The sequence below is a fragment of the Fertoeibacter niger genome, assembly GCF_009380135.2.
GTDB lineage: Bacteria > Pseudomonadota > Alphaproteobacteria > Rhodobacterales > Rhodobacteraceae > Fertoeibacter > Fertoeibacter niger.
On record NZ_WHUT02000003.1, the window covers coordinates 72,665 to 93,527 of the forward strand.

Here is a 20,863-nt window from a genome sequence, read left to right on the forward strand (position 1 = left end):
GAACATGCGTTCCTCACCGTGTCCTGCCCAAAGCGTCATGGCTTTCTGGATCATCACCAAGGCCGAAACCGGGCTGAAACATGGCGCGCAGCAGTGGCCGCCCTTTGGCCCGCATACCGCCGGCGATCATCGCCAGCGCCACCCATTTGCCCCGTGCGTCGCAGCGCGGCGCAGGATTGCCGATCTTTCGGGCAGGCCCGCCCCGCCCCTGCCGCCGTCACAGATGCAGGTTCCGTTGTGCTGCGCCATGTGCTCTAAGGGCGGAAACAACATCACGGAAATCCGATGCCCGACCGCAGCGAAACCGAAAGCCGCAAGCTGCTGCGCCGCCTGCGCGACAGCCTTGGCGTGCCCGGCAAGGGGCAGGACCGGCTTGACCGCATCACCCATCTGATTGCCGACAGCATGGGCACCGAAGTGTGCTCGATCTATCTGTTCCGCGACCCCGAAACGCTGGAACTCTGCGCGACCGAGGGGTTGAACGCAGCCTCGGTGCACCAGACGCGGCTGAAGCTGGGCGAGGGGCTGGTGGGCCGCGTCGCGCGCACCGCCACCCCGGTGAACACCGGCAATGCCCCCGCCGAAAAGGGCTTTCGTTTCATGCCCGAAACGGGGGAGGAGATATTCTCGGCCTTTCTGGGCGTGCCGATCCAGCGGGTTGGCGAAAAGCTGGGCGTGCTGGTGGTGCAATCGAAAGCCGCACGTGAATATTCCGAGGATGAGGTCTACGCGCTGGAAGTCGTGGCCATGGTGCTGGCCGAGATGACCGAACTGGGTGCCTTTATCGGCGAGGGCGAGGCCCTGTCGGCCAAGCACCAGCAGCCGGTGATGGTGCGCGGCGGCACGGGCCAGGAGGGTGCCGCCGAAGGCCATGTCTGGCTGCACGAGGCCCGCGTTGTGGTGACGAACCCGGTGGCCGACGACCCGCTGACCGAGATCGAACGTATCCGCGATGCCGTGGGCAAGCTGCGCGTGTCGGTGGATGACCTGCTGTCGGCGGCCAGTCTGGACAAGGACCAGAAACAGGTGCTGGAGGCGTATCGCATGTTCGCCCATTCGCGCGGCTGGCTGCGCCGGATGGAGGAAGACATTGCCCTTGGCCTGTCGGCCGAGGCGGCGGTGCAAAAGGAACAATCCGCGGCGCGTGCACGGCTGGAACAGGTGCCCGACGCTTATCTGCGCGACCGGCTGCATGATCTGGATGACCTGTCGAACCGCCTGCTGCGCATCCTGACCGGGCAGGGCGTGAACACCGGCGCGGAAATGCCGGAAAACCCGGTGCTGGTGGCGCGCAACATCGGGCCCGCCGAATTGCTGGACTATGGCCGCAAGCTGCGCGGCGTGGTGCTGGAGGAAGGCTCTGTCGGCTCACACGCCGCCATCGTGGCGCGCGCGCTGGCCATTCCGCTGGTGATCCACGCCGACCGCATCACCACCGAGGCGCTGAACGGCGATCACATCATGGTGGACGGCGATCAGGGCATCGTGCATCTGCGCCCCGATGAAACCGTGGCCCGCGCCTTCCGCGACAAGATCGCCATGCAGGCCAAGGCGCAGGAACGCTATGCATCGCTGCGCGGCCTGCCTGCCCAGTCGACCTGCGGCAGCGTCACGCGCCTGTTCATGAACGCAGGGCTTATGGCCGACCTTCCGTCGCTGGAGGGTTCGGGGGCCGAGGGCGTGGGCCTGTTCCGCACCGAATTGCAGTTTCTGGTGCGCAACCAGATGCCCAAACGCGACGAGCTGGCCAAGCTTTATGCCCGGGTGATGGATGCCGCAAAGGGCCGCCCCGTGGCCTTCCGCACGCTGGATATCGGGTCGGACAAGGTGCTGCCCTATATGAAGCCGAATGACGAGCCGAACCCCGCGATGGGCTGGCGCGCCATCCGTGTGGGGCTGGACAAGCCGGGCGTGCTGCGTATGCAGTTGCAGGCGCTGATCCGCGCCGCCAACGGGCGCGACCTGACGGTGATGTTTCCGTTCATTTCCGAACTGGGCGAGTTTGAGCAGGCCCGCAGCCACCTGATGCGCGAATTGCACCGCGAACGCAGCCTCGGCCATGCCGTGCCCGCCTCGGTCAAGGTGGGGGCGATGCTGGAAACCCCCAGCCTGGCCTTTGCGCCGCAATCGTTCTTTGAACTGGTGGATTTCGTGTCGATCGGCGGCAATGACCTGAAGCAGTTCTTCTTTGCCGCCGACCGCGAGAATGAACGGGTGCGGCGGCGCTATGACGTGCTGAACGTCAGCTTCCTGGATTTCCTGCGGCAGATCGTTGCGCGCTGCACAGCCTCAGGCACGCCACTGAGTTTTTGCGGCGAGGATGCCGGGCGGCCGGTGGAGGCCTTGTGCTTTGCCGCGCTGGGGATTGGCACGCTGTCAATGCGGCCCGCCTCGATCGGGCCGGTGAAGGCGCTGCTGCGCCGGGTCAATCTGGACGAGGTGCGCGGCGTGATCGACGCCGCCCGTGCCGCCGGGGCCGAAAGCGTGCGGCCTGCGGTGATGGACTGGCTGGCGGGCCAGGTGGAATAGGCAAGCGCGTGGCCTGCTGGCGTCACCCGGGGCGCTGCCCCGGACCCCGGGATATTTAGAGACAGAAAATGAAGGGGGAATGGGTGCCCCCTTCCGATGATTTGCGATGCGTTTCAGGTGGTTCAATCGCGTTTCAGGCCGCGCAGGGCATCAAAGGGGCTGCTGCTGGTCGTGGCGGCAGGGGCCGCGGTTTTCGGCAGGGGTTTGCCACCACGTTGGGGCTGCGCCCCGGCAGGCCGGGCACCGCGTTCGGCGACCTGTGCCCGCGCCTCGGCTGAATCGCGCTTCATCGTCAGGGCGATGCGTTTGCGCGGCACGTCCACCTCGACCACCCGCACCTTCACCACATCGCCAGCCTTGACCACCTGATGCGGATCTTTCACGAATGTGTCGGACAATTGGCTGACATGCACCAGCCCGTCCTGATGCACGCCGATATCGACGAAGGCGCCAAAGGCCGCCACGTTGGTTACGGTGCCTTCCAGCAGCATGCCGGGTTTCAGATCCTTGATGTCTTCCACCCCGTCAGCGAACGTGGCGGTCTTGAAACCCGGGCGCGGGTCGCGGCCCGGTTTTTCCAGCTCGGCCAGAATGTCTTTCACCGTGGGCAGGCCGAACCGCGCGTCGATGAAGCTGCGCGGATCCAGCCTTTGCAGCGCCGCCGCATCGCCCATCACGCTGCGCAGGTCGCGCCCGCAGGCGGCGACGATTTTCCGCGCCACGTCATAGGCTTCGGGGTGGACGGAGGAGGCATCGAGCGGTTCCTTGCCGCCCGCGATGCGCAGGAAACCAGCCGCCTGTTCGAAGGCTTTGGGCCCCAGCCGCGCCACTTTCAGCAGCTCGCGCCGGGTGGCAAACGGCCCGTTGGCATCGCGGTGGCTGACAATCGCCTCGGCCAGCCCCGGGCCCACGCCCGACACCCGCGCGAGGAGCGGTGCCGAAGCCGTGTTCACATCCACCCCCACCGCGTTCACGGCATCTTCCACCACCGCCTCAAGGCTGCGACCCAGCCGGTGCTGATCGACGTCATGCTGATACTGGCCCACGCCGATGGCCTTGGGCTCGATCTTGACCAGTTCGGCCAGCGGATCCTGCAAGCGGCGGGCGATGGACACCGCCCCGCGCAACGACACATCCAGCCCCGGAAACTCTTTCGCCGCCAGTTCCGATGCGGAATAGACCGAGGCCCCCGCCTCTGACACGATCACCTTCACCGGCTTGGGCGCATCGCCGGGCAGCACCGCCAGCAGGTCGGCCACCATCTTTTCCGATTCGCGGCTGGCGGTGCCGTTGCCGATGGCGATCAGCTGCACGCCATGTTTGCGGATCAGCTGGGCGATTTCCACCTGCGCGCCGCGCAGATCGTTCTTCGGCTGGAACGGATAGACCGTGCTGGTCGCCAGCACCTTGCCCGTCGCATCCACCACCGCCAGCTTGCAGCCGGTGCGGATGCCGGGATCAAGCCCCAGCGTGGCCTTGCCGCCTGCGGGGGCCGCCAGCAGCAGATCCTTGAGGTTGCGGGCAAAGACATTGATCGCCTCGGCCTCGGCCCGGTCGCGCAGATCGGCCATCAGATCAAGCGTCAGCGAGGTTTTCAGTTTCACCCGCCAGACCCAGGCGGCAGCCTCGCGCAGCCACTGATCGCCCGGGCCCTTGCCCGCGGTCATCAGCGCGGCACCCGTCATCCGCTCTGCCGGGCTGTCGCCGCGCGGGGCGTCTGCGTCCACCTCCAGATCGACGGCAAGGAAGCCTTCGTTGCGGCCACGCAGCATGGCCAGAACGCGGTGGCTGGGGGCCTTGGACCAATCTTCGGAATGGGCGAAGTAATCGGCGAATTTCGCGCCCTCGGCCTCTTTGCCGGGCACCACGGTGGCAGTCAGCCTTGCCACCGATTTCATATGGTTGCGCAGGCGGCCCAAGAGATCGGCGTTTTCCGCCAGCCCCTCGGCGATGATGTCGCGCGCGCCTTCGAGTGCTGTTTTCACATCGGGCACCGCTTCGGTGATGAAGCCCGTGGCCAGATCGGCGGGGGCCTTGCTGCGGTCGGCCAGAATCGCCTCGGCCAAAGGCCCCAGCCCGTTTTCGCGGGCGATCATCGCCTTGGTGCGGCGTTTGGGCTTGTAGGGCAGATAGATGTCTTCCAGTTCGGCCTTGGTCGCCACCTTGGCAATTGCGGATTCCAGCGCATCCGTCAGCTTGCCCTGATCGCGGATGCTGGCCAGAATCGCCGCGCGCCGGGCCTCAAGCTCGCGCAGATAGGCCAGCCGTTCGGCCAGATTGCGCAGTTGCGTGTCGTCCAGCCCGCCCGTCACCTCTTTGCGATAGCGCGCCACGAACGGCACCGTGGCCCCGCCATCCAAGAGTTCGACCGCCGCCGTCACCTGTTGCGGCGTGGCGGCGATTTCGGAGGCGATCAGCAGGGCGATGCGGCGGGCGGGATCGGGGGTCATCATGGCAGCCTTTTCCGTCTGTGGGAGGCTGACCATAGCCGGGCCACGCGGCAGAGGGAATGCAAAAGGGGCGGGCCTTGCGGCCCGCCCCCTGCCCTGCGACGCGTGGCGTCAGTCTTCCATCGCGCCGCCGGCGGCTTGCCAGTCGCCGATGCCGCCGATGTTGGTGACATTGCTGTAACCCATGTCCTTCAGCGTCTTGCCCGCCAGAGCGGCCTGCCCGCCCGCGCCGCAGACCAGATAGATCGCGGCATCCTTTTGCAGCACGGGGTTGTAATATTGCGTCTCGGGATCGGCGGCAAATTCGATGAAACCGCGCGGAATGCGGGTGGCCCCGGCAATCGTGCCGGTCTTGGCAATCGCGGCCGAGTCGCGCACATCGACGAACAGCGCCTCGCCAGCGGCATGGGCGGGCAGCGCCTGTTCGGCGGGGATACGGGTCACGACGCCATTGGCATCATCAAGAAAGTCTTTTGCGGTTTTCATTGGCTGGTCCCTTTCGGCGCATGGGGCGAATCTGCCCGGCCACTGTCCGGTGAAAGCCCGGTTGCCGCAACCGGCAGATTGCATGGCACGCGGAGGCGCGCCGATGCCGGCAATGGATCCGTTGAGGGAGAATGATGGTACCGATGCCCCGGCTCGAACGGGGGACCCCTAGATCCACAATCTAGTGCTCTAACCAACTGAGCTACATCGGCACTCTGGGGGCGCATTTACCCCCCTGCCCCCCGGATTGCAAGAGGCGGATTGCAGCGGAATTTCAGAGCCGCCGGATCACAGGTCGATCGCCCAGGTCTGTTCCACCAGATCAACGCCAAAGGACCGCACCGGGTGGCTTTCTGCCAGGCTGAACCCGGCGCGGGCGTAAAGCGCGCAGGCGGCCCGGTGGCTTTCATGCGTCCACAGCACCATGCGGCTGTAGCGGGCAGCGCGCGCAAAATCCATGTTGGCCCGCAGCAGCGCCCGGCCCAGCCCCAACCCGCGCGCCGCTGGTTCCAGCAGGAACAGCCGCAGCTTGGCCACATCATCCGACTGGCGCACACAAATGATCGAGCCAAGCCGCCGCCCGCCCTTCCACGCGATGAAGGCGCGTTCGCGCGTGGGATCGTGGTTGCGGATATAGGCGGCCATCACCTCGGCCACCAGCGCCTCGAATGTGGCGTCAAAGCCTTCGTCGGCCGCATAAAGCTCGGCATGGCGCGCGATGATCCAGCCCGCATCGCCGATGGCGAGATCGTGCAATGTGATACCTGCCGCGCTGTCCATGGCTGGCCCCCTTTGCCCCCGTTCGGCACCATCAGACCGCAGCGCATGGCGGCAATCAACCCCGCTTTCCCTTGCCAGATGGCGCAATCGGCGCTACCCCCCGGGCCAGACCGCAGCGGAGACCGACATGAGCATCGACAAGCAAAGCGAGATTGCCGCGAACCTGCAGATCGGGCCGACCAGCCTGGGCATGGTGCGCATCTATATCGAGGCCGAGGGCGTGGAGCTGCCGCTCGATTTCGAACCCGAAGAGGCCGAGGAAATCGCCGATGAATTGCGCGCGGCAGCCGACCGTGCCCGAGCCATGAATGGCGGCGGGGCTGCGCCAAAAGCACCAAAGGCGCGCAAGTAACCGCGCGACTGTCGGCTGGCCCCCCAACCGCCATCACCCGTTGCGAAATGCGACCGGCAGCGAAGGCCGGGCACCCCCGGCAGTTCCCCTTTACAGCCGCAGCGCCGCGCCCGGGTCGCGCAGCGCCAGCAGACGCAGCGCGGCGTTGCGGGCAAACCCCTGGGTCACGGCCTTGCGCCTTGCGGGGGCCAGCCGGGTTTCCGGCCCCATGCGCAGGATCTCGGCATCCCACCCATCGGCAAGCATCAGCCCGGTGCCCTCGGGCAGCAGATTGGCGGGAAAGTCGGCATCCACCGCCCAGAAGAAGCGGTCACACCATTCCAGATAGCCCTGCCATTTGCGGTCAGTCATATAGTCGGCGCGGCTGGATTTGCATTCCACCACCCAGATCTCGCCCCGCGGCCCCAGCGCCATCACATCGACGCGCAGGCCGGGGGAAGGCACAAGTTCGGTCAGGGTCACGAAATCATGGCTCAGCAGGTGCCGGCAGACCCCGCGCGCGATGCGCTGCCCGGGCGCCAGCAGCCCACCCGACGCCGCATCACCCGGCGGGCTGCCGGTGGCGGGGGAAAATGGCTTTGGCATGTCATCAGGCATGGGCAAATGATGAACCAAAGGTGAACATCGCGCAAGCCTTGCGTGCGGGCCATCCGCGCCCTATGTTGAGTATTGGCGGGTACTGCCCCTCTCGTGCGAGGCCCTTTTCCAGTGGCCGATAAGCATCTCCGAGGGAGCTGGCTCTGCCAGGGCTCTGGCCCTGGTATCTGGCGACCAACCTGAACACTCAGGCTCTCGGGAAACTCACGTCTCCACGGCTGCCGCGGTTCCCGCCACTTTCCTTTCCCTGCCAGTCATACCTGCCCCGCCGCATGCGGCCGGCAAATGCCCATGAAAAAAGGGGCAGGTTGCCCTGCCCCAGTCTATGAAAAAGATCGTCCGTCAGTGGTGGTTCAGAAGCCGTAGACCAGCGACACGCCCAGCTTGTTGTCGGTGCGGATCGCGTTGCTGTCGTTGTAGTCGGTCAGATAGCTGACGCGGGTGGCAAAGGCGTCCGTCACCTTGAAGTTGACGCCCAGGTCGTTGTTGATGCGCAGCGCCGAGTCCGACTTCAGGATGTCGGTGTCATTGGTGGCGAACACGTTCTCGTTGATGCGCCAGAACAGACGCGACGAGGCGATATAGCCGGTTTCGGTTTCGCTGTTGTCGAAGCCGTCTTCCAGATAGCTGACACCGATACCGGCCTGCACGCGCCAGGCCAGATCGGGCGTGTTCACGATGCGGTAACCCGGACCAAAGCCAAGGAAAGCGTCGGTCTTGGTGCGGTCGGCAAAGCCATCGGCCAGGCCGTCAGACGCGATGCGGCCCAGGGCAAAACCATAGAACGAGTCGTTGAAGTAGTAGTTCGCGTCATAGACCGCGAACACGTCTTCTTTGGTCGCCTGGTTGTCGGTCTCGGTGAACTCCAGCGCGAGGCCGATGGTCTGCACGAACTGGCCTTGGGCAAAGCGCAGACGGGCGCCGGCGGTCAGATCCTGCGATTCTTCGTTGCCGGTGCTGCCGGAGTAACCCAGCGAGGCGCTGCCCGACAGACCTTCGCGGGTCTCAGCCGCGCCAAACCGGTTCGCATCTTCGGCGCGTTCCATGTCTTCGGCGATATCATCCTCGATATCCTCGATGCGGTCTTCCAGCGCCTGAGTGCCGGTCAGCGTGGTCTGCGCAAAGGCCGAAGTGCCGGCCAGCAGCAGGGCGAGAGCCGAGACACCTGCGATTCGGGTGGTATGTTTCATATCCTGTCCTTTCAACTCGTAGTTCGCTGTGCAAAGCTCAAACCCAAGCTTGCATTGCAGCCGTGATCGGTAACTAGGCAGGTCGAACGGGCGATCCAAGCGGCCAGAGACACCACGGAAAAGCTGGGCGGCAAATGGCCCAAAACTGCCAAAAGCATCGGCTAATTCGTGCCTTTTCAACTATTTAGCCGAAAACCTTACGTCACGTCAGGACGGAACCCGGCCATTTCGCGCCTGATATGTCGCAGTCTGCGTGACATTTCCGCATCTGTTTCAGAATGTCGAAAAGCTGCTGTTCACCGTTGCGCGACCATCCGGGCCAAAGCCCGCTTGCATGGCGGGCAATCCGGCCCCAGATAGGGGGGCTGGCACACGGAGCCACCCGCATGCTGTCACACAGTTTCATCGGCGTGAATGATTTTGAACGGGCGCTGCACTTTTATGCAGCGGTGATGCAGGCGCTTGGCCACCGGCAGCGGTTTGTCGAACGGGCCCGCCCCTGGGCCGGCTGGCAAGCCGAGGGCCAGGCCCGCCCGCTGTTCCTGATCGGGGCGCCCCATGATGGCGCAGCGGCCAGCACCGGCAACGGGCAGATGGTGGCTTTGCTTGCCCCCGACCGCGCAGCGGTGCGGGCCGCCCATGCGGCAGGGCTGGCCGCAGGCGGCAGCGATGCGGGCGCACCGGGGCCAAGGCCCGAATATCATGCGGATTATTACGGGGCCTACCTGCGCGACCCCGAGGGCAACAAGATCGGGCTGGCCTGCCACGACCCTGCCGGCAATTGACGCGCCGCTGTCTGAAGCGGGCGCAGACCGCTGCGGCCAGCGGCAGATCAGAAGGCGGCGGGTTTCGCCTCGCGTGCCATATGGTCAAGCACGGCATTCACGAATTTCGCCTCTTTCCCTTCGGGAAAAAACGCCTTGGCCACATCGACGAATTCGGTGATCACCACCTTGGGCGGCGTTTCAGTTTCCAGCACCTCGGCCCCAGCCGCGCGAAACAGCGCGCGCAGAACAGGGTCGATGCGGTCGATCGGCCATTTCTCTACCAGCGCCCGGTCGGTCATCTGGTCGATCTTCGCCTGAAAGTTCACGGCCGCGTCGATCAGCTTGCGGAAATGCGCGCTGTCGCCTTCGGCCATTTCCTCATCATCATAGACGGCACCGAAACGGTGAGTCTCGAACTCGCGCACCACCGCCTCGACGGTCTGGCCGGATGCCTCCATCTGGAACAACGCCTGCACGGCATAAAGCCGGGCGGCCGATTTCATCTGGCGCTTTTCGGCGCGGCGTTCGTCACTCGTGCTCATGCCGAAGACCCCACCGGGCGAAAGCCGATGCCCTTGGACGCGCCCGCCCAGCCCCGGCTGAGCGCGATCAGGTGCAGCGCCGCCGCTGCCGCCCCGCCCCCCTTGTTCTGGCCCGCAGCATCGGCCCGCACTTCGGCCTGGCCCCGGTTTTCCACCGTCAGGATGCCGTTGCCGATGCAAGCGCCCTGCAGCCCCAGCAACATCAACCCGCGCGAGCTGTCGTTGCAGACGGTATCGTAATGCGTCGTCTCGCCCCGGATGATGCAGCCCAGCGCCACATAGCCATCGTATTTCGCCTGCCGTTCGGCCATGGCGATGGCGGTCGGCACTTCCAGCGCGCCGGGCACCTCGACCAGATCGCATTCCGCGCCACAGGCGGCGGCAATCGCACGGGCACCGGCCACCAGATTGTCGGCAATGTCCTTGTAATAGGGCGCCACCACGATCAGAAGCTTCACCGGCTTGTCGAACACCGGCAGCGGCAGGGTGTAATGCTGTTCATTGGCGGCCATGGTCAAACCTCTGTAATCGGGCGTGTGCCGGTGATGGACAGGCCATAAGCCTCCAGCCCCACCACTTTCGGCGCTTTGGAATTTGTCACCAGCATGATCTTGCTGAGGCCCAGCGACGACAGGATTTGCGCACCCACCCCGTATTGCCGCAGGGTATGCGGTGATACTTCGCCATCCATCACCAGTTTCATCGTCGTGTCGCGCAGCAGCACCACCACACCGCGCCCCTCGGCGGCGATCAGGCGCATGGCGGCGGGCAATTCGCCGGTCTGGCCAGCCCCCACGCCCAGCACATCCTCCAGCGGGTTCAACGCATGCATCCGCACCAGCACCGGCTCATCCGACAGGATATCGCCCTTGGTCAGCACCACCTGCTCGGCGCCCTGCGTGTCATCGGAAAACACCCGCATCAGCCAGTCGCCGCCATGCACCGAATGCACACGCTTTACAGCCTTTTCGTTCACCAGATTGTCGTGGCGGCGGCGATAGGCGATCAGGTCGGAAATGGTGCCGATCTTCAGGTTGTGCTTTTGCGCAAAGCTGACCAGATCGGGCAGCCGCGCCATTGTGCCATCCTCGTTCATGATCTCGCAGATCACGCCCGAGGGGTTGAGGCCTGCCAGCCGGCTGACATCGACCGCAGCCTCGGTATGCCCGGCGCGCACCAGCACGCCGCCATCGCGGGCACGCAGCGGAAAGACATGGCCCGGCGTGGCAATGTCGGCCGGACCCCGGGTCGGGTCAATCGCCACGGCCACGGTCAGCGCACGGTCTGCTGCCGAAATGCCGGTGCTGACCCCCTCGCGCGCCTCGATCGACAGGGTAAAGGCTGTCTCATGGCGGCTGGAGTTCTTGGGGCTCATCAAGGGCAGGCCCAAAGCCTCGATCCGTGCGGCGGGCAGCGCCAGGCAGATCAGCCCGCGCCCGTGCATCGCCATGAAATTGATCGCCTGCGGCGTGCACATCTGCGCGGGGATCACCAGATCGCCCTCATTCTCGCGGTCTTCGTGATCCACCAGAATGAACATGCGCCCGTTGCGCGCGTCGTCGATGATTTCCTCGACCGAGGAAATCGCGTCGGAGTAATCGGTTCTGATCTCGGTCATCGGCATCTCCCCCGGTTTGCCAGCCCCATAACGCGCCCCGCAGCCGAAGGCCAGAGCGAGCAAGGGCTTTGCCCCGCAGGGCGCGCAGGGCCGCTGTGCATCAGGGCAGAATGCCGGTCAGCCCTGCCCGAAATAGCGGTCGGCGGGCAGATAGCCTGCCAGCCGCCCCGCCACGCACCAATCCTGTTCCAGCGCGGTATCGCCCACCAGCAGCACCGTATCGCCCGGCAGGCGGCCCAACGCGGCGCGCAGCCCGTCGCGGGTCTGCGCGAAACTGCCCAGGGCTGCAGGTGCGGCATGCGCCGCGTCGATCAGCGCGGGCGCGGCGGCCAGCAGGCCCTGCGGCGTCAGCGGGGCCTGCGCCAGCGCCAGCCGCCCGCAGTTCAGCAGCGCCGCCAGCTTTGCCGCGCGGTCTTGCGGCAGCGCGGGGCGCTGTGCCAGCACCCGCAGCGCGTTGGACGAAAACAGAAAGGCCACCACATCATGCCCTGTCGCGGCACGGACCGAGGCATAGGTGCGGTAGTCCAGCCCCAGTTCCTGCGCGCGCCGGACCCGCAGGCGCAAAACCTCCAGCGGCAGATGCGGCAGCAGGTCGGCCCGCGCCTTTTGCCAGCAATGCAGCCGCCAGCCTGTGCCTTCGGTCAGACCGGGGCCACGGTTGTGGCCGATGCCGCTCATTGCCCCCATTCCCGCAGCCGGGCGACATAGCGCGCCATCGTGTCCACCTCCAGGTTCACCGCATCGCCCAGCGCCACCGCGCCCCAGGTCGTGACCTTCTGCGTATGCGGGATGAAGTTGATGCCGAAATCGGTGCCATCCACCTCGTTCACCGTCAGCGAGGTGCCATTCAGCGCCACCGACCCCTTCGGCGCGATGAACCCCGCCAGCGCATGCGGCGCGCGGAAGGTCACGCGGGTGCTGTCACCCTCGGCCCGCGCGGCCACCACCTCGGCCAGCCCGTCCACATGGCCCGACACGATATGCCCGCCCAGCTCATCCCCCACCTTCAGCGCGCGTTCCAGGTTGATGCGGCTGCCCGGCCCCCAGCGGCCGATGGTGGTTTTCGACAGCGTTTCCGCCGAAATCTGCACATCGAACCAGCCCTGCGGCGCATCGCCCAGCGCCACCACCGTCAGGCATACCCCGTCGCAGGCAATCGAGGCGCCAATGTCGATGCCAGCCACGTCATAGGCGGTGCCGATGCGCGCGCGCAGGTCGCCGCGCTGCTCCAGTTCCAGAACCTGCCCGATGTCGGTGATGATGCCGGTGAACATGCGCGCCTCCTGTGTGTGCCCCTGAGTTAGCCCTGCGGCCCGCGCCGTGCAAGCCTTCGCCCCCGGCGCGTCGCGCCCGGGCCACAAAGCCGCCGTGATTTTCGCCCTAAAGTGACCTATACGAAACATTTCCCCTGCACTGTGGGGGCGCGGGCTGCTACCCCGACCCGTGACAGACGAGGCTGACATGCGTGTGACCGGCGAGAACCGCAACTTCCTGTTCCTGCAAGGGCCGCATGGCCCCTATTTCCACCGGCTTGGCCGCATGCTGGCGGCTTCGGGGGCGCAGGTCTGGCGGGTGGGGTTCAACCGGGGCGACCGCGCCTTCTGGCCCGACAGCGCCAGCTACATCGCCTATCAGGGCACGGCGGCGCTGTGGCCCGACACGTTCCGCACGCTGATTGCCGAAAAATCCATCACCGATATCGTGCTTTATGGTGACACCCGCCCGCTGCATGCCCATGCCGTCGCCATTGCGCGCGCGGCGGGCATCATGGTGCATGTGTTCGAAGAGGGCTATCTGCGCCCGCATTGGGTGACATATGAACGCGGCGGATCGAACGGCCATTCCCGGCTGATGACACTTTCGCTGCGCGACATGCAGGCGGCGCTGGCCCATTCCGACATGGATCTGCCCGATGCCCCCGCCCGCTGGGGTGACATGAAGCAGCACATGTTCTGGGGCGCGCTGTATCACTGGTTCGTGCTGGCCGGGTTCTGGGATTACCGCAGCTACCGGCCGCACCGCGCGCTGACCGTGGGGCAGGAATTCGCGCTTTACTGCAAGCGGCTGGCGCTGATGCCCTTTCACCGGCTGGAACGCTTTGCCGCCACCTTCCGCATAAAGCACGGCGGATTTCCCTACCATCTGGTGCTGTTGCAGCTGGAACATGACAGCAGCTTCCAGATGCATTCGCCGTTTTCCACCATGACCGAATTTCTGGCGCTGGTGATCGAGGGCTTTGCCCGGGGCGCCGCGCCGCATCATCATCTGGTGTTCAAGGCGCATCCGCTGGAAGATGGGCGCGTCGCCGTGGCCCGGGAAATCCGCCGTCTGGCCGCGCAGCATGGCGTGTCGGCCCGGGTGCATTTCGTGCGGGGGGGCAAGCTGGCAGGGCTCTTGAACCACGCACGCTCTGCCGTGACGGTGAATTCCACCGCAGGACAGCAGGTGCTGTGGCGCGGCCTGCCGCTGAAAACCTTTGGCGCGGCGGTCTATGCCAAGCCTGAATTCGTCTCGACCCAGCCGCTGCATGAATTTTTTGCCCGCCCGACCCGGCCCGACAGCCGCGCCTATCGCGATTACCGGCATTATCTGCTGGAAACCAGCCAGGTGCCCGGCGGGTTTTATTCGATCCAGGGCCGGCGCGAATTGCTGCGCCAGGTGGTCGACATGATGCTATCGCCCGAAGACCCCTATGACGCGCTGACATCCGGCAACGCGGCACCACGGCAACAGTTGCGAATCGTCAACTGAACCAAGCAACCAACACTGGCATTTTGTGGTGCCTTTCTGTAGGTTTGTAAAAAAAACTTGAGGCAGTAATCCACAAAGGAGCCCGAGCAGTGAAACTATCGGCAACCAAGGGGGCCAGGATTCTGGTCCTTGCAGCGCTTGTCGCATCGGTCGCGGCCTGCGGGCTTCCCCGGTCCGGCCCCAACAAGCGCGAGATTTTTGCGGGCTCGGTCCTGAAACAGGGCGACGCCTTTGTTGTCACGGTGAACCCCCGCGTCACGCGCGCCACGGCTGTGGTGCCATCGTTCGGCTTCGGCTCCGACTTCCGCAATGCGGGCGTCGTGGGGTCGGATACGATTGCAGCGGGCGATGTGCTGGCGTTGACCGTGTTTGAAAACGTGCGCGACGACCCGCTTCTGGGCAACACCGGGCAGCGCGTGTCGGTGCTGGAACAGGTGCAGGTCGACGGTCAGGGCTTCATCTTTGTGCCCTACGCCGGCAAGATCAAGGCATCGGGCCAGACGCCCGACGGGTTGCGCCAGGCCATCACCCGCAAGCTTGACACCCAGACACCCGACCCGCAGGTCACGGTGCAGCGCGTGGCGGGCGACGGATCGACCGTCAGTGTCACGGGCGCAGTTGCCGCAACCGGGGTCTATCCGATCGAACGGCCCACGCGCACATTGTCGACCATGCTGGCGCGTGCAGGCGGCATCGCGATTGAACCGTCGTCGGCCATCGTGCGCGTGACGCGGGCCGGGCGCACCGGCAAGGTCTGGTTGCAGGATCTCTATGACAATCCGGCGCTTGATATTGCCCTGCGCGCGGGTGACCAGATCGTTGTCGAACGCGATACCCGCAATTTCGTGGCCCTAGGTGCCACCGGCGCGCAAAGCCTGATCCCGTTCGAGTCGCAGACCCTGTCGGCCATCGAGGCGATTGCCACGGTAGGCGGGCTGAACACCACGCTGGCAGACCCGACAGGCGTGTTCGTGTTCCGCAACGAACCGGCCGAGATTGCCAATGCCGTCTTGGGCCGCAACGACCTGCGCGGCGACCAGCGGTTCGTCTATGTGCTGGATCTGACGCAGCCGACTGGCGTGTTCGAGGCGCGGGATTTCGTGATCCGCGACGGCGACACGGTCTATGTCACCGAAGCACCCTTCGTGCAGTGGCAAAAAACCCTCAGCGCGGTCACGGGCACCAGTGCGGCGGCGGAATCGCTGACCTCGGTTGGCTCGGGCGGCTGAGGCGGCTTGACCGGAAACGCATCCTTTCCAGCCGCCGGGGCCATTCCCCGGCGGCTGTTTTTTTACAACGCGGGCTTTTTGCGCCAGCCCCGGCTGCGGCGCATCCTGACGCTGGCCGGGCACGAGTTGCGGCTGGGCCTGCCGGGGCCACAGGATGGCGTGGTGGTCTGGGGCCGAAGCCCCTATGCCGCGCGGGGCGAGGCTGTGGCGGCACGGCGCAGCGTGCCACTGTTGCGGCTGGAAGACGCTTTCTTGCGTTCGGTGCGGCCCGGGCGGCAGGGCGAGCCGCCCCTGGGTCTGATGCTGGGGCAAGGCGTACATTTCGATGCGTCTGAACCCTCGGCGCTGGAGGCTCTGCTGGCCAGTCATCCCTTGGACGATTCGCACCTGCTGCAGCGCGCAAGGGATGGCATCGGCCGCCTTCAGGCGTTGGACCTGTCGAAATACAACGCCTTCGGCCAGCAGCATGCGCTGCCCCAACCGGGCTATGTTCTGGTGGTGGATCAGACACGGGGCGATGCGTCGATCCATCATTCCGGGGCATCGGCCAGCACTTTCCGCGAGATGCTGGTCTTCGCGCAGGAGGAACATCCGGGCCGGGCCGTTGTCATCAAGACCCATCCCGAAACGCTGGCGGGGCTGCGCCCTGGGCACTACGGGCCTGCCGACGCGCAGGGGCGCGTCCGGCTGCTGGCCGATCCGGTCTCGCCCTGGCGGCTGCTGGAGGGGGCGGTTGCGGTCTACACAGTTTCGTCGCAACTGGGGTTCGAGGCGGTGCTGGCCGGGCACCGGCCCCGGGTGTTCGGCCAGCCCTTCTATTCCGGATGGGGGCTGACGGCGGATGAAAACCCGGTTCCGCGCCGCCGCCGGGTGCTGACCCGCGTGCAATTGTTCGCTGCCGCCATGATTCTTTCCCCGCTGTGGCATGATCCCTGCCGCGACCGGCTGTGCAGTTTCGAAGAGGCGGTGGACCAGCTGGAGGCGGAGGTGCGCGCCTTCCGCGAGGACCGTCACGGCCATGTGGCACTGGGCATGCGGCTGTGGAAGCGCGGGCGCTTGCAGGCGGTGTTCGGGCGGGAAAAGCCGCTGGTGTTTGCCCGCGATGCTGCCGCAGCCACTCGCCTTGCGGGCGAAGGACGGGGCCTGCTGGTCTGGGCGGGCAAGGAGCCGGCGGGGCTGGCAGCGCCGCTGATCCGGCGGGTGGAGGATGGTTTTTTGCGCTCGCGCGGGTTGGGGGCCGATCTGATCCCGCCCCTTTCGCTGGTGACGGATGATCTGGGCATCTACTATGACCCGACCCGCGAAAGCCGGCTGGAACGGTTGATCCTGGCCCCCCTGCCCCCTGGCGGGCGGCTTCGGGCCGAGCGGCTGGTGGAGCGTCTTTCCGCGGCGGGGCTGAGCAAATACAATCTGGGCGGTGTGGTGCCCGTTCTGCCCGAGGGGCGGCGCATTCTGGTGCCGGGGCAGGTGGAGGATGACGCCTCGATCCGGCTGGGTGCGCGCGATGTCTGCACCAATCTGGGCCTGCTGCGCGCTGCGCGGGCCGCCAACCCCGATGCCGTGCTGGTCTATAAACCGCATCCGGATGTGGAGGCCGGGCTGCGCCCCGGCCGCATTGACCCCGCCGATCTGGCCGGACTGGCCGATGTGGTGGCCAACCGGGCCGACCCGGTGGCCTTGATCCTGGCCTGTGATGCAGTCTGGACGATGACATCGCTTCTGGGGTTCGAGGCGCTGCTGCGGCAGCGGCCTGTCACCTGTCTGGGGGCGCCGTTTTACGCCGGTTATGGCCTGACGCAGGATCTGGGCCCGGTGCCGGAACGCCGCCGCAAGGGCACGGACGGCCAGCATCACCCGCGCCCTGATCTGCTGGCGCTGGCCCATGCCGCCTTGATCGCCTATCCGCGCTATTTCGATCCGGTCAGCCGCCGCCCCTGCCCGCCCGAAGTGGTGGTGGAGCGGCTGATCACCGGCAGCCTGCCGCGCCCCGGCCCGCTGAACCGGCTGCTGGCCAAGGCGCAGGGGCGGCTGGCCAGCCATGCCGGGCTGTGGCGGCGCTGAACAAACCTGCAGAAATCGGAGCGACAACGGCGCTATACGCAACCGGCCGCGCATCAGTAGATGTAGCGGATCTGTTCCGTCCAATACCGCTCCATCCGTTTCAGCGCCTGATTGATATCCTCCATCCCCGAGGGCCCGATCACGCCGCGCCGTTCCAACCCCTCGGCGTGCCGCGCGAACAGGTCTGTCAGGATGGTGCGGACCCGACGGCCCTTTTCGGTCAGTCGCACCCGCACCGAGCGTCGGTCAATCTCTGACCGCTGGTGGTGCATATAGCCCAGTTCCACCAGTTTCTTGAGGTTGTAGCTGACGTTGGAGCCCTGATAATAGCCGCGCGATTTCAATTCGCCCGCCGTCACCTCATTCTCGCCGATGTTGAACAGGAGCAGGGCCTGCACCGAATTGATCTCCAGCAGGCCCAGCCGTTCGAATTCATCTTTCACCACATCCAGCAGCAGGCGGTGCAGACGCTCCACCAGTGCCAGACTTTCCAGATAGCCCAGCATGAAGGTCTTTTGCGACCCGTCCAGAACCTGCGCGTGGATGCTCATGCCTCGTCCCCTGCTTTGATCAGCCGAGATTCGGCACAAAACAAAAACATTCGGTAAATGGGCGACGATTTCCGTGCAGAAGGGTGTGAAAAGCGCCCTTACGCCCCGCGCGCCAGCCGTTGCCGGGCGTAAACGCCGATGTCGCCGATCAATTCTGCCAGCGGTGCGGGCGGGGCAACCTGCCCCAGCACCCAGGGAAGCAGATCCTGATCGTTCTCGTCCAGCAGGGTATCGTAAAGCCGCAGCCGGTCGTCGGCCATGGCAGCCAGATGCGCATCGGCATAGGGGCCAAGGATCAGGTCCATTTCCTTGGTGCCGCGCCGCCAGCTACGCATCGCCATGCGTTTCAGCCGGGCCTCATTTGTCTCGGTCATGCCGCATCCTCGCGCAACAGCACCCGCAGGCGCTTTTCCAGATGGCCGATGTCCTGCGCCAGCGTCATCGCCTGCGCGCGCATCCGGGCCAGTTCGGCCAGCGCATCGCGTGCGCCGGTGGCCAGTGTGGTGGGGGCAACCGGGCCTTCCAGCCCGTCGCCCTCGCCCGTCAAAAGCCAGCGCAGCGACACGTTCAGCATGCCCGCCACCATCTGCAACCGGTTGGCGCGGGGGTCGGCCAGATCATCCTCCCAGGCCAGCACGGTTTTCAGCCGCACGCCCAGCCGCCGCGCAAGGTCATCCTGCGTCAGTCCCGCCGCCTCGCGCGCGCCGGCCAGCCGGTCGCCGAAGGTGGCCGCATCCGCGCTGAACCATCCTGTCTCTGCCATCTTGCCTCTCCTCTTTCCGATATCGCTTGATCGCCGTCAGGGCGCACCCTAAGACAGGTGGCCGCAAAGTTCAAACCGGCCCTAACGGAGCATCCCTCATGGCTTTCCTGTCCGATACGCTGGCCCGCGTGAAACCCTCGCCCACCATCGCCGTCACCACCAAGGCGGCCGAGCTGAAGGCAGCGGGCAAGGACGTGATCGGCCTTGGCGCGGGCGAGCCGGATTTCGACACACCGCAGAACATCAAGGATGCGGCCAAGCGGGCGATTGATCAGGGAAAGACGAAGTACACCGCCGTCGATGGCATACCCGAGCTGAAAAAGGCCATTTGCGCCAAGTTCCTGCGGGAAAACGGGCTGACCTATGCGCCCAACCAGATCACGGTGGGCACCGGCGGCAAGCAGATTCTTTACAACGCGCTGATGGCCACCTGCAATCCGGGGGATGAGGTGATCATTCCCGCGCCCTATTGGGTGTCCTACCCCGACATGGTGTTGCTGGCGGGCGGCACGCCGGTGGCCGTGGCGGCGGGGATCGAGACGGATTTCAAGCTGACCCCCGCGCAGTTGGAGGCCGCGATCACGCCGAAAACCAAGTGGTTCATCTTCAACAGCCCGTCGAACCCCACAGGCGCGGGCTATACCGAGGCCGAACTGCGTGGCCTGACCGATGTGCTGATGCGCCACCCGCATGTCTGGGTGATGTCGGATGACATGTATGAACATCTGGTCTTCGATGATTTCGTCTTCACCAGCCCCGCGCAGATCGAACCGGGGCTGTATGACCGCACGTTGACCTGCAACGGCGTATCAAAGGCCTATGCCATGACCGGCTGGCGCATCGGTTATGCGGCGGGCCCGGTGGCGCTGATAAAGGCGATGGGCACGATTCAAAGCCAGTCCACCTCGAACCCCTGTTCGGTGTCGCAATATGCGGCACTTGAGGGGCTGACCGGCCCGCAGGAGTTTCTGGCCGAAAACCGCGCGCTGTTTCAGCGCCGCCGCGATCTGGTAGTGGGCATGCTGAACGCGGCACCCGGCATCACCTGCCCCAAACCCGAAGGCGCGTTTTACGTCTATCCCGACATTTCCGGCTGCATCGGCAAGACCAGCCCCGCCGGGGTGAAAATTACCGATGACGAGGTGTTCGCCACCGCCCTGCTGGAGGAAACCGGCGTGGCCGTGGTGTTTGGCGCGGCCTTCGGGCTTTCGCCGAACTTCCGTGTCAGCTACGCTACTTCGGACGAGGTGCTGGCCGAGGCCTGCACCCGCATCCAGCGGTTCTGCGCCGCGCTGACCTGAGGTTCCATGGCCGACCGGATCACCGCAAACCTGCCCAGCCGTGATTTCGGCGCGACTGCTGCCTTTTATGGCAAGCTGGGCTTTGCGGTGGATTTCCTCAATGACGGCTGGATGATCCTGTCACGCGGCCCGCTGGAGCTGGAGTTCTTTCCGCATCCTACGGTGGACCCGCTGTCAAGCTGGTTCAGCGCCTGCATAAGGGTGGATGACATTGACGGGCTGCTGGCAGAATGGCGCAAGGTGGGGCTGCCTTCGGATGCCACATCCACCCCCCGGCTGACCGGCACCTTCAAGCTGCCCGATGCGCCGCGCATGTTCGCGCTGGTGGATGAGGACGGATCGCTGCTGCGTTGCCTTGAAAACGGGGTGGCGGATGAGTGACCTGCCCCCCTACTACTTCCGCATCCGCGAAAACGGCGCCACGGTGTTCCGGGTCGATACCGAAAACCGCCAGCGCCGCATCGACATGGAGCAGATCGCCACGATCAACATCCGCAACGGCGAGGTGAAGCCGCAGGGCGACCGCGCGCTGACGCCCGAGGATCTGGCCGCAATCCGTGACTGGATGGCCGCCCGCACCGCCCTGCTGGCGCAGCGCGACATCGACGACATCCTGCGCGCGGTGGATTACATGAACCTGACGACGCATTGGGTGCAGACCAAGGCCGCCGATGACCAGCTGGAGGCCGTGACCGACAGCCTGCTGCTGGCGATGCACGACCTGCGCACCGTTCTTGTGCGCAAGAAGGCCGACCGGATGCTGAAGGCTGACGGCGGCGAGGACTGACCAGACTTTTCCACCGACATACTCTTGCCCCCCTTCGCGGGGGCTTGCTCTGCGCTGCGGAATAGGAGAAGGGTGATAACAATTTCGTGAAAATCCGTGAACGCGCCCC

Annotated in this window: 22 protein-coding genes and 1 tRNA gene; 9 read left to right on the forward strand and 14 right to left on the reverse strand. The window is 65.6% G+C overall.

The annotated features are described in order from the left end of the window. Positions 1 to 285: 285 nt before the first annotated feature. Positions 286 to 2,529 carry a phosphoenolpyruvate--protein phosphotransferase gene (ptsP, locus tag GEU84_RS05955; RefSeq protein ID WP_152824951.1) on the forward strand — a complete coding sequence of 748 codons (2,244 nt, stop codon included), beginning with the start codon at positions 286 to 288 and terminating at the stop codon, positions 2,527 to 2,529. 122 nt (positions 2,530 to 2,651) lie between these two features. Here the strand turns inward: ptsP and GEU84_RS05960 are convergent, their stop codons facing one another. The 4 genes from GEU84_RS05960 to GEU84_RS05975 all read right to left on the reverse strand — a co-directional run bounded on the left by GEU84_RS05960 (position 2,652) and on the right by GEU84_RS05975 (position 6,245). After that, positions 2,652 to 4,979, reverse strand: a complete 2,328-nt coding sequence (locus GEU84_RS05960) for a Tex family protein (protein ID WP_152824949.1) — start codon at positions 4,977 to 4,979, stop codon at positions 2,652 to 2,654. A 111-nt stretch (positions 4,980 to 5,090) separates the two neighbouring features. Beyond that, on the reverse strand, positions 5,091 to 5,465 hold the full coding sequence (locus GEU84_RS05965) for a rhodanese-like domain-containing protein (protein ID WP_152824947.1): 375 nt from the start codon (positions 5,463 to 5,465) through the stop codon (positions 5,091 to 5,093). 135 nt (positions 5,466 to 5,600) lie between these two features. Beyond that, positions 5,601 to 5,677, reverse strand: a tRNA-His gene (locus tag GEU84_RS05970). A 76-nt stretch (positions 5,678 to 5,753) separates the two neighbouring features. After that, entirely contained in the window at positions 5,754 to 6,245 is a 492-nt protein-coding gene (locus GEU84_RS05975) for a GNAT family N-acetyltransferase (RefSeq protein ID WP_152824945.1), read from the reverse strand. Between the two features lie 127 nt (positions 6,246 to 6,372). Here GEU84_RS05975 and GEU84_RS05980 point away from each other — a divergent pair, with 127 nt between their 5' ends. Next, positions 6,373 to 6,597: a DUF6324 family protein gene (locus tag GEU84_RS05980; protein WP_152824943.1), complete on the forward strand. Its 225-nt coding sequence runs from the start codon at positions 6,373 to 6,375 to the stop codon at positions 6,595 to 6,597. 90 nt (positions 6,598 to 6,687) lie between these two features. Here the strand turns inward: GEU84_RS05980 and GEU84_RS05985 are convergent, their stop codons facing one another. Together GEU84_RS05985 and GEU84_RS05990 are read right to left on the reverse strand one after the other, a co-directional pair. Next, complete coding sequence (locus GEU84_RS05985; RefSeq protein ID WP_174539352.1) at positions 6,688 to 7,194, reverse strand: MmcB family DNA repair protein; 507 nt, start codon at positions 7,192 to 7,194, stop codon at positions 6,688 to 6,690. A 353-nt stretch (positions 7,195 to 7,547) separates the two neighbouring features. After that, the gene (locus GEU84_RS05990; protein WP_152824941.1) at positions 7,548 to 8,384 is read right to left on the reverse strand and encodes a DUF481 domain-containing protein; all 837 of its coding nucleotides are present in this window, start codon (positions 8,382 to 8,384) and stop codon (positions 7,548 to 7,550) included. Positions 8,385 to 8,770: 386 nt separating this feature from the next. On the opposite strand from GEU84_RS05990, the gene GEU84_RS05995 reads away from it, so the two are divergent. Beyond that, positions 8,771 to 9,169, forward strand: coding sequence for a VOC family protein (locus GEU84_RS05995; RefSeq protein WP_152824939.1), 399 nt, complete (start codon positions 8,771 to 8,773; stop codon positions 9,167 to 9,169). A gap of 47 nt (positions 9,170 to 9,216) precedes the next feature. On the opposite strand, the gene nusB is transcribed toward GEU84_RS05995, so the two are convergent. The 5 genes from nusB to GEU84_RS06020 form a co-directional block, all read right to left on the reverse strand. Next, complete coding sequence (gene nusB / locus GEU84_RS06000; RefSeq protein WP_152824936.1) at positions 9,217 to 9,693, reverse strand: transcription antitermination factor NusB; 477 nt, start codon at positions 9,691 to 9,693, stop codon at positions 9,217 to 9,219. Continuing rightward, on the reverse strand, positions 9,690 to 10,205 hold the full coding sequence (locus tag GEU84_RS06005; protein WP_152824934.1) for a 6,7-dimethyl-8-ribityllumazine synthase: 516 nt from the start codon (positions 10,203 to 10,205) through the stop codon (positions 9,690 to 9,692). The genes nusB and GEU84_RS06005 overlap by 4 nt, the downstream gene beginning before the upstream one ends. Positions 10,206 to 10,207: 2 nt before the next feature. Next, complete coding sequence (gene ribB, locus GEU84_RS06010; RefSeq protein ID WP_152824932.1) at positions 10,208 to 11,311, reverse strand: 3,4-dihydroxy-2-butanone-4-phosphate synthase; 1,104 nt, start codon at positions 11,309 to 11,311, stop codon at positions 10,208 to 10,210. A gap of 117 nt (positions 11,312 to 11,428) precedes the next feature. Continuing rightward, positions 11,429 to 11,989, reverse strand: coding sequence for a hypothetical protein (locus tag GEU84_RS06015; RefSeq protein ID WP_152824930.1), 561 nt, complete (start codon positions 11,987 to 11,989; stop codon positions 11,429 to 11,431). Further along, positions 11,986 to 12,585, reverse strand: a complete 600-nt coding sequence (locus tag GEU84_RS06020; RefSeq protein WP_152824928.1) for a riboflavin synthase — start codon at positions 12,583 to 12,585, stop codon at positions 11,986 to 11,988. The genes GEU84_RS06015 and GEU84_RS06020 overlap by 4 nt, the downstream gene beginning before the upstream one ends. Positions 12,586 to 12,772: 187 nt before the next feature. On the opposite strand from GEU84_RS06020, the gene GEU84_RS06025 reads away from it, so the two are divergent. The 3 genes from GEU84_RS06025 (at position 12,773) to GEU84_RS06035 (ending at position 17,352) form a co-directional block, all read left to right on the forward strand. Further along, entirely contained in the window at positions 12,773 to 14,062 is a 1,290-nt protein-coding gene (locus tag GEU84_RS06025; RefSeq protein ID WP_152825153.1) for a capsule biosynthesis protein, read from the forward strand. An 89-nt stretch (positions 14,063 to 14,151) separates the two neighbouring features. Next, on the forward strand, positions 14,152 to 15,291 hold the full coding sequence (locus GEU84_RS06030; protein WP_174539353.1) for a polysaccharide biosynthesis/export family protein: 1,140 nt from the start codon (positions 14,152 to 14,154) through the stop codon (positions 15,289 to 15,291). 6 nt (positions 15,292 to 15,297) lie between these two features. Continuing rightward, a complete protein-coding gene (locus GEU84_RS06035) occupies positions 15,298 to 17,352 on the forward strand; it encodes a capsular polysaccharide biosynthesis protein (RefSeq protein ID WP_241427597.1) in 2,055 nt (684 codons plus the stop codon). A 53-nt stretch (positions 17,353 to 17,405) separates the two neighbouring features. Here the strand turns inward: GEU84_RS06035 and GEU84_RS06040 are convergent, their stop codons facing one another. The 3 genes from GEU84_RS06040 to GEU84_RS06050 all read right to left on the reverse strand — a co-directional run bounded on the left by GEU84_RS06040 (position 17,406) and on the right by GEU84_RS06050 (position 18,666). Then, complete coding sequence (locus GEU84_RS06040; protein WP_152824926.1) at positions 17,406 to 17,903, reverse strand: MarR family winged helix-turn-helix transcriptional regulator; 498 nt, start codon at positions 17,901 to 17,903, stop codon at positions 17,406 to 17,408. A gap of 98 nt (positions 17,904 to 18,001) precedes the next feature. After that, positions 18,002 to 18,277, reverse strand: a complete 276-nt coding sequence (locus tag GEU84_RS06045; RefSeq protein ID WP_152824924.1) for an FAD assembly factor SdhE — start codon at positions 18,275 to 18,277, stop codon at positions 18,002 to 18,004. Continuing rightward, positions 18,274 to 18,666 carry a helix-turn-helix domain-containing protein gene (locus GEU84_RS06050; protein WP_152824922.1) on the reverse strand — a complete coding sequence of 131 codons (393 nt, stop codon included), beginning with the start codon at positions 18,664 to 18,666 and terminating at the stop codon, positions 18,274 to 18,276. Before GEU84_RS06050 ends, GEU84_RS06045 begins: the two co-directional genes overlap by 4 nt. 98 nt (positions 18,667 to 18,764) lie before the next feature. On the opposite strand from GEU84_RS06050, the gene GEU84_RS06055 reads away from it, so the two are divergent. The 3 genes from GEU84_RS06055 to GEU84_RS06065 are packed head-to-tail and all read left to right on the forward strand — an operon-like array spanning position 18,765 to position 20,754. Then, positions 18,765 to 19,967 (forward strand): pyridoxal phosphate-dependent aminotransferase, encoded by a 1,203-nt coding sequence (locus tag GEU84_RS06055; protein WP_152824920.1) that lies wholly within the window; start codon positions 18,765 to 18,767, stop codon positions 19,965 to 19,967. 6 nt (positions 19,968 to 19,973) lie between these two features. Next, positions 19,974 to 20,348 carry a bleomycin resistance protein gene (locus tag GEU84_RS06060; RefSeq protein WP_152824918.1) on the forward strand — a complete coding sequence of 125 codons (375 nt, stop codon included), beginning with the start codon at positions 19,974 to 19,976 and terminating at the stop codon, positions 20,346 to 20,348. After that, positions 20,341 to 20,754: a hypothetical protein gene (locus GEU84_RS06065; protein ID WP_152824916.1), complete on the forward strand. Its 414-nt coding sequence runs from the start codon at positions 20,341 to 20,343 to the stop codon at positions 20,752 to 20,754. The genes GEU84_RS06060 and GEU84_RS06065 overlap by 8 nt, the downstream gene beginning before the upstream one ends. Positions 20,755 to 20,863: the final 109 nt, after the last annotated feature.

Bases quoted from the DNA above. Each gene is read 5' to 3' on its own strand.
- ptsP (WP_152824951.1), top strand. From the start codon at position 286: ATGCCCGACCGCAGCGAAACCGAAAGCCGCAAGCTGCTGCGCCGCCTG.
- GEU84_RS05960 (WP_152824949.1), bottom strand. From the start codon at position 4,979: ATGACCCCCGATCCCGCCCGCCGCATCGCCCTGCTGATCGCCTCCGAA.
- GEU84_RS05965 (WP_152824947.1), bottom strand. From the start codon at position 5,465: ATGAAAACCGCAAAAGACTTTCTTGATGATGCCAATGGCGTCGTGACC.
- GEU84_RS05975 (WP_152824945.1), bottom strand. From the start codon at position 6,245: ATGGACAGCGCGGCAGGTATCACATTGCACGATCTCGCCATCGGCGAT.
- GEU84_RS05980 (WP_152824943.1), top strand. From the start codon at position 6,373: ATGAGCATCGACAAGCAAAGCGAGATTGCCGCGAACCTGCAGATCGGG.
- GEU84_RS05985 (WP_174539352.1), bottom strand. From the start codon at position 7,194: ATGCCTGATGACATGCCAAAGCCATTTTCCCCCGCCACCGGCAGCCCG.
- GEU84_RS05990 (WP_152824941.1), bottom strand. From the start codon at position 8,384: ATGAAACATACCACCCGAATCGCAGGTGTCTCGGCTCTCGCCCTGCTG.
- GEU84_RS05995 (WP_152824939.1), top strand. From the start codon at position 8,771: ATGCTGTCACACAGTTTCATCGGCGTGAATGATTTTGAACGGGCGCTG.
- nusB (WP_152824936.1), bottom strand. From the start codon at position 9,693: ATGAGCACGAGTGACGAACGCCGCGCCGAAAAGCGCCAGATGAAATCG.
- GEU84_RS06005 (WP_152824934.1), bottom strand. From the start codon at position 10,205: ATGGCCGCCAATGAACAGCATTACACCCTGCCGCTGCCGGTGTTCGAC.
- ribB (WP_152824932.1), bottom strand. From the start codon at position 11,311: ATGACCGAGATCAGAACCGATTACTCCGACGCGATTTCCTCGGTCGAG.
- GEU84_RS06015 (WP_152824930.1), bottom strand. From the start codon at position 11,989: ATGAGCGGCATCGGCCACAACCGTGGCCCCGGTCTGACCGAAGGCACA.
- GEU84_RS06020 (WP_152824928.1), bottom strand. From the start codon at position 12,585: ATGTTCACCGGCATCATCACCGACATCGGGCAGGTTCTGGAACTGGAG.
- GEU84_RS06025 (WP_152825153.1), top strand. From the start codon at position 12,773: ATGCGTGTGACCGGCGAGAACCGCAACTTCCTGTTCCTGCAAGGGCCG.
- GEU84_RS06040 (WP_152824926.1), bottom strand. From the start codon at position 17,903: ATGAGCATCCACGCGCAGGTTCTGGACGGGTCGCAAAAGACCTTCATG.
- GEU84_RS06045 (WP_152824924.1), bottom strand. From the start codon at position 18,277: ATGACCGAGACAAATGAGGCCCGGCTGAAACGCATGGCGATGCGTAGC.
- GEU84_RS06050 (WP_152824922.1), bottom strand. From the start codon at position 18,666: ATGGCAGAGACAGGATGGTTCAGCGCGGATGCGGCCACCTTCGGCGAC.
- GEU84_RS06055 (WP_152824920.1), top strand. From the start codon at position 18,765: ATGGCTTTCCTGTCCGATACGCTGGCCCGCGTGAAACCCTCGCCCACC.
- GEU84_RS06060 (WP_152824918.1), top strand. From the start codon at position 19,974: ATGGCCGACCGGATCACCGCAAACCTGCCCAGCCGTGATTTCGGCGCG.
- GEU84_RS06065 (WP_152824916.1), top strand. From the start codon at position 20,341: ATGAGTGACCTGCCCCCCTACTACTTCCGCATCCGCGAAAACGGCGCC.